At 28.7% G+C, this 12484-nt stretch carries 13 protein-coding genes and 1 pseudogene; 1 reads left to right on the forward strand and 13 read right to left on the reverse strand.

The window, feature by feature from the left end; genetic code table 11:
• Positions 1-116: 116 nt before the first annotated feature.
• The 7 genes from CPX_RS00435 to CPX_RS00465 all read right to left on the reverse strand — a co-directional run bounded on the left by CPX_RS00435 (position 117) and on the right by CPX_RS00465 (position 5134).
• Entirely contained in the window at positions 117-746 is a 630-nt protein-coding gene (locus tag CPX_RS00435; protein WP_053521303.1) for a hypothetical protein, read from the reverse strand.
• A gap of 13 nt (positions 747-759) precedes the next feature.
• Positions 760-2019, reverse strand: a complete 1260-nt coding sequence (obgE, locus tag CPX_RS00440; RefSeq protein ID WP_053521304.1) for a GTPase ObgE — start codon at positions 2017-2019, stop codon at positions 760-762.
• Positions 2020-2050: 31 nt separating this feature from the next.
• On the reverse strand, positions 2051-2347 hold the full coding sequence (rpmA, locus tag CPX_RS00445) for a 50S ribosomal protein L27 (RefSeq protein WP_200902620.1): 297 nt from the start codon (positions 2345-2347) through the stop codon (positions 2051-2053).
• Between the two features lie 13 nt (positions 2348-2360).
• Positions 2361-2672, reverse strand: a complete 312-nt coding sequence (locus tag CPX_RS00450) for a ribosomal-processing cysteine protease Prp (RefSeq protein WP_053521305.1) — start codon at positions 2670-2672, stop codon at positions 2361-2363.
• Positions 2673-2676: 4 nt separating this feature from the next.
• Positions 2677-2985: a 50S ribosomal protein L21 gene (gene rplU / locus CPX_RS00455; RefSeq protein ID WP_017191893.1), complete on the reverse strand. Its 309-nt coding sequence runs from the start codon at positions 2983-2985 to the stop codon at positions 2677-2679.
• Between the two features lie 261 nt (positions 2986-3246).
• Positions 3247-4191 (reverse strand): oxygen-dependent tRNA uridine(34) hydroxylase TrhO, encoded by a 945-nt coding sequence (gene trhO, locus CPX_RS00460; protein WP_053521306.1) that lies wholly within the window; start codon positions 4189-4191, stop codon positions 3247-3249.
• 259 nt (positions 4192-4450) lie between these two features.
• Positions 4451-5134, reverse strand: a complete 684-nt coding sequence (locus CPX_RS00465; RefSeq protein ID WP_017191571.1) for a hypothetical protein — start codon at positions 5132-5134, stop codon at positions 4451-4453.
• A 176-nt stretch (positions 5135-5310) separates the two neighbouring features.
• On the opposite strand from CPX_RS00465, the gene CPX_RS03015 reads away from it, so the two are divergent.
• On the forward strand, positions 5311-5472 hold the full coding sequence (locus tag CPX_RS03015; protein WP_161802327.1) for a restriction endonuclease subunit S domain-containing protein: 162 nt from the start codon (positions 5311-5313) through the stop codon (positions 5470-5472).
• Between the two features lie 368 nt (positions 5473-5840).
• On the opposite strand, the gene CPX_RS00475 is transcribed toward CPX_RS03015, so the two are convergent.
• From CPX_RS00475 to rpsL, 6 genes and pseudogenes are all read right to left on the reverse strand, one after another.
• Entirely contained in the window at positions 5841-6506 is a 666-nt protein-coding gene (locus CPX_RS00475) for a hypothetical protein (RefSeq protein ID WP_152907377.1), read from the reverse strand.
• 446 nt (positions 6507-6952) lie between these two features.
• On the reverse strand, positions 6953-7849 hold the full coding sequence (locus CPX_RS00480; protein WP_053521309.1) for a hypothetical protein: 897 nt from the start codon (positions 7847-7849) through the stop codon (positions 6953-6955).
• A 242-nt stretch (positions 7850-8091) separates the two neighbouring features.
• Positions 8092-9276, reverse strand: coding sequence for an elongation factor Tu (gene tuf, locus CPX_RS00485; RefSeq protein ID WP_053521310.1), 1185 nt, complete (start codon positions 9274-9276; stop codon positions 8092-8094).
• A 55-nt stretch (positions 9277-9331) separates the two neighbouring features.
• Positions 9332-11398: an elongation factor G gene (gene fusA / locus CPX_RS00490; RefSeq protein WP_053521311.1), complete on the reverse strand. Its 2067-nt coding sequence runs from the start codon at positions 11396-11398 to the stop codon at positions 9332-9334.
• 27 nt (positions 11399-11425) lie between these two features.
• Positions 11426-11896, reverse strand: coding sequence for a 30S ribosomal protein S7 (rpsG, locus tag CPX_RS00495; RefSeq protein WP_053521312.1), 471 nt, complete (start codon positions 11894-11896; stop codon positions 11426-11428).
• A 61-nt stretch (positions 11897-11957) separates the two neighbouring features.
• Positions 11958-12376 (reverse strand): annotated as a pseudogene (rpsL, locus tag CPX_RS00500) (30S ribosomal protein S12).
• Positions 12377-12484: the final 108 nt, after the last annotated feature.

Below are 12484 nucleotides of genomic sequence, written 5' to 3' on the forward strand. Positions count from 1 at the left end.
TTTTTTTAACAACTTTTTTAAGAAAGAAGGTTTATTTCTTATTTTAAAATAAAAAGGAACTATAAACTTGGACTATAAACTTCAAGGATTAAAAACCTAAAAGGAAAAAGTTCTTCTTAACGAAAAAAATGATTTTTTTTAATTAAAAAAAACACGTTTAATAGTTGTTTTTTAATAATACGGTATAAATAAGTAATTAAAAAAGAGACTAAAAAAACGCTGATAAATTTAATGTATAAAAAAGGCGTTAAAAATCTTCCCATAAAATTATCTTGTAATAAAATCGTAAAACTGCCTTCTTTTTTGTTGAAAATAGCGTCTATAAAAAAGAAATTTAAAAGGATAAAAAGAAAAAAATGCATCACCGCAATAAAGGTAATAATTAAATAATGTTTTAAAAAGGACATATCCTTATTTTTTAATATTAATAAAGGTAAAAAACCCCAACAAAAAGCGAAAGAAACACTTAAAAGGGGATTATAAGGATAAAGTGATTTCCTAAGGCAAAAACTCACAAATTCTGATAAAAAAGCCGCTACAGAAGCAACAAAATAATTTTTGTTATACAAAGATATAAACAAAAAAGGGATTACTTTTAAAAAATCTAACCAAAGGAATTTTTGTAACGGTCGGACAAAACCTAAAATTTTAGGCGTCATCACGTTTAAAACAATGGATAAAGCCGATAAAGAAGAAGCAAACACCAATTGCTTTAAATTAATATATCTCAAGTTATTTTTTTTCATACTTATGACTGGATTAAGTGGCTATTTCAAAAATATAATCACAAATTTTCACTTGATTGTTATCTTTCATACCCTTTCTTTTCAATTCTTCTTCTACGCCTATTTTTTTCAAAATATGAGAAAATTTTTTCACTGATTCGTAGTTATTAAAATCTGTTCTATAAAAAAACTTTTCTACCATTTTACCTTTCACAACAAAATCGCCAAATTCATCTTTATAAACTTCAAACTGTTTTTCTTCATCCAAAGTAAAAAACTGATGAGTTGTATCTATTTCCGGCATAATCGGTTGATGATTTTTCAAAGAATCTATAATTTTAAATTTCAACGCATCTAAATTAAAACTATTCCAAGTAGAAATGGAAAGAATGTTTTCCTCAGAAATTTTTTTTTGAAAGTCAGCTAATTTAGCTTCAGAATCGGGCAAATCCATTTTATTAACCACAATGATTTGTGGTTTTTTTAAAATAGCTGGATTATACATTTTTAATTCTTGCAGTAAGTTTTGATAATTTTGATAAATATCATCACTTTCAGGACTTAATAAATGAACCAAAACTTTACATCTTTCGATATGTTTTAAAAAACTAATACCCATTCCACGACCTAAATGTGAATTTTCAATTAAACCAGGAATATCAGCTACTGTAAAACTAAAATCTTGATAATAAACCATCCCTAAAAAGGGTTGTAAAGTAGTAAAAGGATAAGAATCTACTTTAGGTTTAGCATTAGAAATAACCGAAATTAAAGAAGATTTACCAACATTAGGATAACCGATTAAACCAACATCAGCTAAAACTTTTAACTCTGTTTTAATGGTTAAACTTTCTCCTAAATCACCTTTTTCCGCGAAATTAGGTACTTTATTTTTGGAGTTGGCTAAAGCGAAATTACCACGACCGCCACGACCGCCTTTAGCGATAACTAACTGTTGACCATGTTCTAAAATTTCCCCAATAAAACTATTATCTTTATTATTGTAAACTAAAGTCCCTAAAGGCACTTTAACAAATAAATCTTCAGCTTTAGCGCCATTTTGAGTTTTATTTTTACCGTTAACACCGTGTAAAGCTTTTATTTTCGTTTTGTATCTCAGTTTTAATAAAGTGTTTTCACCGGATTCACCAACAAAAATAACGGATCCGCCTTGTCCGCCGTTTCCTCCAGAAGGACCTCCATAAGGAACGAATTTTTCCCTTCTAAAAGAAACAATTCCGTTACCGCCGTTACCAGCTTGAACGAAATTTATTGCTTCATCTATAAAATTCATTTATAATTGTTCCTTCTCAATTGAAAAAACATTAATTTAATTTGTTTTCCAAAAAGTAAACAGAAACTTGTTTTTTCTTATTTCTTTTAGTTTCGTACTTAACAATTCCGTTGACATGAGAAAATAAAGTATCATCTTTACCAATGCCTACATTGTTACCAGGAAAAATTTTTGTTCCTCTTTGACGGTAAATAATAGAACCCGCATTAGCACGTTGACCGTCTGATAATTTAGCTCCTAATCTTTTAGAATGAGAATCACGACCATTACGAGTCGAACTAACACCTTTTTTAGAAGCAAATAATTGAATATTTAATTTTAACATGATTAAAACACCTTTTTTAAATTATTTTTTCTTGTAAATATTTACTATAAGTTTTATTTAAATCTTTTAAGGAATATTCTAAATTAGTTAAGAGATTATTGACAATCTCGTCTTTTTCTAATAAATTTAAAAAAAAATATCCTTGTTTCAATTGAAAAGTGACTTTTTTTTGTAAACCGAAAAGTTCAATAGCATTCATAGTGAGAATAATAGCTGTGGAAACAGAAGCACAAACTATATCTTTATTTTTAACAGCGTATAAAGCGTGACCTTTAATTTCTATTTGTTGAATGATGTTGTTTTCTTTTTGAAAAAAATATTCAATCATTGACTTAAATGATTATCTTAGTGATTAAAAATTTAGTATAAAGTTGTCTATGACCTTGTTTTAAACGATATTTTTTTCTTCTTTTGTATTTCGCTACAATTATTTTTTTAGCTTTACCTTGTTTAAGTACTTTAGCTTCAATTTTAGCTCCTTCAACGAATGGAGTGCCTAAAATTTTCTTATCGTTTTCGATAGCTAAAACTTCTTCAAAAACGTAATTTTCTTCTTCATTAACAGGTAATTTTTCTACATAAATTTCTTGACCTGGAGACACTCTAAATTGCTTGCCTCCTGTTTTTATAATCGCAAACATTTCGCAATCCTCCTTTTTTTATTTTTTTATAATTTAATTTATCCCAATTTATAGCATAACACTTTTTGACAACGTTATTATCATAAAATCCATCATTTCTCAGAAAAGTAAAAAAACAAATTCTTTAAAATATTATAATTTTTAGAAAATTATAATAAAATAAAAACTCTCATATTATTTTATCTTATTTATTGTCAAAAGTCAAAATATTTTAACAAAAAAGAACAATTTTGATGACTTAATCATTTTTTAACCTAATTATTATAAAATTGATTTATATTCTTTTTGATTGATATCAACATTATGTTTGATAACATAACGGTTTTTAGGATGTTTTCGACATTCTTTCGAACAACTGCCTAAATATTTATGTTCGTTCTCTTCGCTGCATAAAATTTGTACGTTACAACTTGGATTAGCACAGTTAATATATCTTTCACATGGTTTTTGATCAAAATAATCTTTACCCACGATAACATTTTCATGTTGATTTACTTTAGTCGCTATTCTTTCGTCAAAAACATACACTTGACCGTCAAATAATTTACCTTGAACCTCTTCGTCTTGACCGTATTTAATAATACCGCCTTTCAATTGGTAAACTTCTTCTACCCCTTTTTGCCTTAAAAAAGCGGACATTTTTTCACAACGCACTCCACCAGTACAATAAGTCAAAACTTTTTTATCTTTTAATAAAGAGATATTTTGTTCAGCCCATTCAGGTAAATCACGGAAATTACGAACATTAGGGTTAATAGCGTTTTTAAAATGTCCTATATTATATTCATAATCATTACGAACATCCAACACTACTACATCTTTTTCTTGTAATAATTGATAAAATTCTTTAGGTTTTAAATAATTATTCGCTTTTTCTTCTAAAGAAATATCGTCTTTTAATTTTAAAGCCACAATTTCTTCTTTATGTTTTACCGAAAGACGAGGGAAAACATGTTTATCAGAAGACTCTATTTTAAATTCTGTTTCTGAGAAACGCGGATCTTGCGCTAAATAATCCATATAAGCGTTAATGTCTTTTTCTAAACCTGATAAAGTACCATTAATACCTTCATGAGAAACAATAATTCTCCCTAAAAGTCCTAAGTTTTGGCAAAATTTTAAATGACTTTTTTGAAAAGTTTCAGGGTTTTCAATATGTGAATAATTATAAAATAAAATAACTAAATAAGGTTTTTTTTCGGCCATAAATTATAATTCCTACCTTGTGAATAACTTTTTAAAAATATTTTAAGTGAAAAATAAAAATTTTTAAATGTCATAACTAAATATATTATAAATCGTTTTAACTCAATTTTACTAAAAAAATATATTAATTTTCTTTCTTGTCTATCTCTTATTCAAAAGAAGAACTCTTAAAAGATTTCAAGTACTTTCTTAAAAGAGCTCTAAAACAAAAATGAGCCATTGAATATGACTCATTTCTTTCTCTATGCTCTTCTTTTACTTAGAAGTTAATTTTTTCTAAAGAATATTTTTCTAAAACATATTCTAATTTAGGAGCTAAAAAAATAATTAATATACTGCCGATAACATAATAAATTATAAATAAAAAAGAGCTAAAAAATAAACAAAATTCCCAAGCTTGTCCCTTTTCTTTTAAACTGTATAAAAAACGCCAGAAAAACAAATCTTTTTGCGAAGGATTGATTCTTTGAAAATAAACAAAATAAGTAGAAAGAGAAGTGCTTAAAATTCTTAAAAAGACTACTGTAAACAAACTGATTAAAATAGTTTTTTTATTTTTTAACTGATTAAAATCGTTTTTATAAAAAAGACCTGATAAACTAACGGATAAATCATAAATAAGGTAATCAAAAAGTAAAGTTAAGGAAAAATAAAACCATCCCAATTGATAAACTTCTTTAGTGCTGATGATATAAGCATAACTTTTTAATAAATGGAATAAAATGTAAAAACAATTGACCGTTAAACCGTTTTTAAAACCTAAAACGAAACCTGATAAAAATAAAACAAGAAAAGATAATTTAAAAATTTGTCCTCCAAAAGGTAAAGTTAAAAAAGGTAAAAACCATTTTTGAAAATAATCCAACATTATGGACATTGAAATAAAAATAGAAATAATAATTATTTTACGTAAAATAAATTTTCCTGTCTGTTTTTTAACCATTGTTACCTCTTTGAATTTGAACAATATTAAATGAAATTATTTTTTTCAATATCAATTTAATTTTATCATAACAAATATGGAAAAATGATTAAATATATAAAAACGCTAATTATTTTTGATAAATGGTTTATAAAGGAGGAAAAAGACTTATAAAAAACAATTATCTGAATTGCCAAATGAAAAAAAATCCATATTATGTGGCTAGCGGCGGCATAGAACCTTTGGGGCATTATCATTCACATAATTCTATCAAAGACGCCATAACTATAGTTTGTGCTGGCAGTATCGGTAATGTTTTTTTTATAAAGAAAACTTTTGGTTTAGTGACAGTTCTGTAAAATTAAATATTAAAGAAGAAAAAATTAATATTGAAGATATTATGGAAAATATTGAAGAAAATAAAAAAAATCTTGCACAATTAGAAAAAACAAATCAACGCTTATTTAGAAGAATTAGACATTAAAAGGTAATTTTATAAGTATCTTTTAGCTTTTACCAGGCTAAAAACTATTAAAAAAGACCTTTATTAAATATAAAAAAGACCTTGGAAGGTCTTTTTTTTATATAACCAAATAAGAAATATTTTTATTGCACTTTAAAATAATTAATGCTGCTGATATATTAATTAATCAATCCTAAATGATTAATTTACTCAAAAAAAGTAAAGAAATAATGTACTAAAACTAAATTATAAGAATAAACTTTACTAGGCAAAAGTCTTCTTGATGGATAAATTTTTTTGGTTATTTTGCGAAAAAGAAAGTTTTAAACCAGATATGAATTCAATTAGTTTGAAAAAAACTAAGAAAGATAAAGCGTATAAAACCACTGCTTTAAGGTTGTTAGTGTTATTGATGTCTTTAAAAATAACGAAAGTAGCTGTTAAGTAAATAACGACTAAATTAACAGTTAAAGTAATTGCTAAGCGAATGCGACTAAAAATAGTCTTTATTTCGTACTTATTAATCTTTTTAACTTGTTTTAAAGTGTCGTAAAAAGTTTCAAATTGGATGCCAGAGAAAACAACTCCCATATAAAAAGTGAAAACAAAAACAGCGTATAAAGAAATATGCGAAAAAGAAGAGCCGATCATGAACACTAAAAAACCAATTAAAATAATTAATTCTTCGCCTTGATAACCCAGTAATTCAAATTCAGAAATAAATTTTTTAACGTTGAATTTAATTGCGGCAAAATGGAACAACAATATAATCGTCAACATACCAACAAACATTATAGCGCATAACAAAAGAATAATTTTTAAAAATAGTCTATCATCTTTTTTTTCATTAGCTAAATATTCTGGAGTAGTAGTTATTTCTTGTTGCTCGATTTTAGAATAAGCGAACTTTTTCTTTGCAAATCTGTTCAACAATATATACATATATTATTTTCCTTATTAATTTCCTTTTTTTCTTTAATTTTTCTTATAAAAGTATTTTTAATATTAAGGATTGCTAACATTTTATCATATTTAATTTAAAATATCAAGTAAAAAGTTAACTTTTTTAATTTCTTTTTCGATAAAGTTAAAATAAGTCTCTTTTTTCGGTTCTTTTGTTGAATAATAGAACTTCTTTTTTCCTCTCTTGTTAAAAAGTCTTTCTATATAGATAAAAAAGAAGTTTTTTCACCTATTATTAATTTATTTATAACCCTAAAAAGAATAAAACAAAGAAATTTAACCGTAAGGCGGCAGCATTGAATAGACTTTTCTTTGATAAAAGAAAAAAGACCTCTATACAATAGGTCTTGAATGTATGCTTCACATGAACAGTGCATTAATCTGTCTAATAATTCCAAATTTTTTTCAATCCACTAAGAACTATTTCTAAAAGCGTTGCAGAAAATACTTGCTAGTTGTTCTATAGCAGGATATTCTACAATAAAAACACTAATAAAAGAAAATATTGTTGCAAAGGACACTAAAAAACCTAAAATAATTAAAGATTGGTTTTTAGCAGCAATTGTTCTATGAGATAATTTATGCACCATATCTAAATCTTGAATAATGCCCAAAGTAGCTAGAATTAAGAAAAAAAAACGGAACACAAAGGAAATATTTCTAGTTTGAGGTATTAAATCAATGCCAAAGACAAATGATAAAAAACCTACAAAAATTAAAACAGAAAAAGAGTTATAAATAAAATGTTTCACTTTAGGTCTCATATAGAAATCTTTCGCTAAAGTGACAGTGATCATAATGATAAAAATAGATAAAGTACGTACAAAATCAACCCCTAAAGCTTTTTGACTAAAAAGAGTTCTCGCAACGAAGGCATCAAAGTTTTTTTCCTGTTGGACGGTGTTATAAAAATCTAGAAATCGAGGACCGAAAAAAAACGCCCCAAAATAAAAAGAGAAAATCAAAATAACATATAAAGAAGTAAAAGATAGAGAAAAACCTATTATCAATAAGACAAAAGCGATTAAATAAAGAACATCTTCGCCTTTATAAATAAGGAATTTCAAATTATTAATCCAATCTGCTGACAAACTTTGTTTAATTTTAGGGTTAAAATTAGGGTTATGGTGAAATAAGATAGCGACTAAAAGTCCCATAATCATCATCCCAGCGAAAATGAAAGTTAGTTTCCATAAAACACTTTTATGCTCTTGCTTTTCTTCTTCTAGCCAAGCACTATCTGTACGCCCTTCTCTTTCTATCCGAGAATAAGCCAATAATTTCATGAAAAAAAAGACGTTTAAAAACATATTTATCTCCTTATTTGTTTCTGTTTTTTCTAATTTTTTTCAGTTGATAAAAAAGTATAATGTAAAATTTTAATTATACAATTTATTATTATTTTATCATATTTCCTGCTTAATTATCATAAATAAACTTTTTTAGGCAAGAATTAAAAACTCATCTTTAAACCTCAAAAAGACGAACTAGCAAAAAAACCCGTATAAATAAAAAAAGACTATCAAAGTCTTTTTTTAAGAAGGGGACGGAATTATTCAAGAATTTTAATTACTGAACCTGCTCCAACAGTGCGTCCACCTTCACGAACAGAAAATTTAGTTCCTTCTTCCATAGCGATTGAACTAATTAAAGTAACTGTAACTTCCACTAAATCACCAGGCATTACGATTTCAACACCATCTTGCAATTTGATAACACCAGTCACGTCAGTAGTTCTTAAATAGAATTGAGGACGATAATTATTACCGAAAGGAGTAGTTCTTCCGTTTTCTTCAGCTGTAAGAACATAAATTTGCGCTAAGAATTTAGAATGTGGTTGAACGCTGCCAGGCTTAACTAAAACTTGTCCACGTTCTACGTCTTCACGAGAAACACCACGCAATAAAACCCCTACGTTGTCACCAGCTTGCGCTGTTTCTAAAGATTTTCTAAACATTTCTAAACCTGTAACAACAGCTTTTTTAGTTTCTCTAATTCCAACTATTTCTACTTCTTCACCAACTTTAACCATTCCTCTTTCAACACGTCCAGTAGTAACAGTTCCTCTACCCGTGATAGTGAAAACATCTTCTATTGGCATTAAAAAAGGTTTGTTCATTTCACGAACTGGGTCTTCCACGTAAGTGTCTAATAAGTCAAGTAATTCTTGGATTTTTTCTAAATATTTAGGGTCTCCTTCAACCGCTTTTAAAGCAGATCCTCTAACGATAGGAACTTCGTTGCCTAAAAAATCATGTTTGTTTAATAAGTCTCTAATTTCGATTTCTACTAATTCTAAAAGTTCTTCATCAGCAGCAACATCACATTTGTTGATGAAAACTAATAATTTAGGAACACCTACTTGTTTAGCTAATAAGATATGTTCTTCTGTTTGGGGCATGATTCCGTCAACAGCAGAAATTACTAAAATACCAGCATCCATTTGAGCAGCACCAGTAATCATATTTTTAATGTAATCGGCGTGCCCAGGACAATCTACGTGAGCATAGTGTCTTTTTTCTGTTTCGTATTCTACGTGAGAAGTACTAATAGTGATACCACGTTCTTTTTCTTCAGGTGCTTTATCGATTTGATCGTAACTTTGTTTATCTGCTAATCCTTTTGTAGATAAATAAGAAGTAATTGCAGCTGTTAAAGTAGTTTTACCATGATCAACGTGACCAATAGTTCCTACGTTAACGTGTGGTTTATTTCTGTTAAAATTTTTAGTAGCCATTTTATTAAGGCCTCCTTTTTGAATTTTTTATTTTTTTAATAAATATTTTGAGAAATTAACTACGTTCTTTAATAATATTTTCCGTAATACTTTTTGGTGTTTTTTCATATTTAGCAAATTGCATTACGAAATTGGCTCTGCCTTGAGTGTTGGAACGCAAATTAGTCGCGTAACCAAACATTTCTGATAAAGGAACCAAAGCTTTAATTGCTATTGTGTTGCCACGGTTTTCTTGTGTTTCTAATCTACCTCTTCTGGAAGTTAAATCACCAATTACATTACCAATATATTCATTCGGTGTTATGATTTCTACATTCATAATAGGTTCTAAAATAACAAGACCGCCATTGTTTTTGGTTTCTTTTAAAGCTATAGAAGCAGCGATTTTAAACGCCATCTCTGATGAATCGACGTCATGGTAAGAACCATCTGTTAAAGTTGCTTTAACATCAATGAAAGGATAACCGGCTAAAATACCGCCAGATAAAGATTCTTCTAGTCCTTTTTTAACTGAAGGGATATATTCACGCGGAACAGAACCACCCACAATTTTATTAACAAACTCAAACCCTTTACCAGGATTTGGCTCAAAAGTCATACAAACATGTCCGTATTGCCCACGTCCACCAGATTGACGAATGAATTTACCTTCTGTTTGCGTTTCTTTAGTTAAAGTTTCGCGATAAGAAACTTGAGGTTGTGCCACATTAGCTTGGATTTTGAATTCTCTTCTTAAACGATCCATAATGATGTCTAAATGAAGCTCACCCATACCAGCAATAATAGTTTGAGCTGTTTCGTGGTTAATATAAACTTTAAAAGTTGGATCTTCTTCTGCTAATTTTCCTAAAGCAAAAACAATTTTCTCTTGATCATTTTTAGTTTTTGGTTCAACTGCGATCTCAATAACTGGCTCAGGGAAATTCATTGATTCTAAGATTACAAAATCATTTTCAGCTGTTAAAGTGTGTCCTGTAATAGTATTTTTCAATCCTACTACAGCCACAATATCGCCAGCATTAGCTTCTTTAATCTCTTCTCTATCATTAGCGTGCATTTGCAACAAACGTCCTACACGTTCTTTCACGTTTTTCACAGTATTCTTAATATAAGTTCCTGTTTTAACAGTGCCCGAATAGACTCTTAAAAAAGTTAAACGTCCTACAAAAGGATCAGTCATAATTTTAAAAGCTAAAGCTGTGAAAGGTTCGTCATCAGAAGTTTTACGAACTATTTCGTTACCATCAGCATCTGTACCAGTAATAGAAGGCACATCAGACGGAGAAGGTAAATAATCAATAACAGCGTCTAAAGTTTTTAAAATGCCTTTATTTTTAAAAGCAGAACCACATAAAACAGGGAAAAATTTAACATCTAAAGTCGTTTTTCTGATGATTCTTTTTAACATGTCTATCGGAACTTTTTGTTCATCCAAAAACATTGTCATTAATTCATCATCAAAATCTGCTAAAGTTTCAATTAATTCTTTTCTTTTTGATAAAGCAGTTTCTTTCAAATATTCAGGTATTTCTATTTCTTTAGCGTTTTCTGACGGTGAACCGTCATATTCAAAAGCTTTCATTTCGATTAAATCGATTAAACCAGTGAAATTATTTTCTTTACCGATAGGCCATTGAATAGCACAAGCTTTCACGCCTAAGCGTTTTTTCAAAGTGTCAATAGCGTAAGCATAATCGGCTCCCACTTTATCCATTTTATTAACAAAAATAATTCTTGGCACTTTATATTCAGTCGCTTGACGCCAAACTGTTTCTGTTTGCGGTTCCACTCCTGCTTGAGCATCAATTACCACTACTGCACCATCTAAAACTCTTAAAGAACGAGAAACTTCGACTGTAAAATCAACGTGTCCCGGAGTATCAATAATTTGAATTTGATGATCTTTCCAAAAAGTTGTTGTAGCGGCAGAGGTAATAGTAATTCCTCTTTCTTGTTCTTGTTCCATCCAGTCCATTTGCGAAGCACCATCATGTGTTTCGCCTATTTTATGAATCTTACCTGTATGAAATAATATTCTTTCAGTTGTTGTTGTTTTACCGGCATCAATGTGAGCCATAATGCCAATATTGCGAATTTTTTCTAGTTTAAATTGACGTCCCATTAGTATAATTTCCCTTACTTATTCAGATTACCAACGATAATGAGCGAAAGCTTTATTAGCTTCAGCCATACGATGTGTATCTTCTCTTTTTTTCACTGATAAACCAGTTCCAGAAGCAGCTTCAACTATTTCTTTAGCTAGTTTCCTTTCCATAGTTTTTTCACTACGTTTTTGAGCATATTGAATTAACCATTTTAAACCTAAAGATTGACGTCTTTCCGCACGAACCTCTGAAGGAACTTGATAGTTTTGGCTTCCTATTGTACGCGTACATACTTCTAAAATAGGCATAATATTATTTAAAGCTTCATTAAAAACATCAATAGGTTCTCTCTGAGTCATTTCTTTTACACGATCTAATGCACCGTATAAAATAGATTGAGCTGTTCCTTTTTTACCACTTTTCATAATCGTATTAATAATTTTAGTTACTAATTTAGAATTATAAATTGGATCTGGTGAAACTTCTCTTTTTTGAGCACTTCTTTTACGAGACATATATGCACCTTTATTTCTTTCGTTATTTTTTATCTGAACATTTTTTTAATAAAAATAATGCTTATTTTTTAGCTACAACTCTTTTAGAGCCGTATTTAGAACGACTTTGTTTTCTATTGGCTACACCAGTAGCATCCAAAGCTCCTCTTACAACGTGATAACGTACACCAGGTAAATCTTTCACTCTTCCTCCACGTACTAAAACAGTACTATGTTCTTGCAAAGAATGACCTACTCCAGGAATATAAGCTGTTACCTCAGAGCCGTTACTTAAACGCACTCTGGCAAACTTTCTTAAAGCGGAGTTAGGTTTTTTTGGTGTCATAGTAGAAACTTTAATACAAACGCCTGATTTTTGAGGCGAATTGTAATTTTTAGTTTTTTCTTTAAATTATTATAACTAAAACCTAAAGCAGGTGATTTAGATTTAGAAACTTTATCGCTTCTTCTTTTTTTAATTAATTGTGAAATAGTAGGCATCGCGAAATGAATCCCCTTTTTTTATTTTTTTCTAAAGTATAAAGATAAGACAACTTATTTTATCTTTTTTTATGATAAAAGTCAATATTTTTATACTTTATTTTTGCA

This window comes from Candidatus Phytoplasma pruni (assembly GCF_001277135.1).
GTDB lineage: Bacteria > Bacillota_I > Bacilli_A > Acholeplasmatales > Acholeplasmataceae > Phytoplasma > Phytoplasma pruni.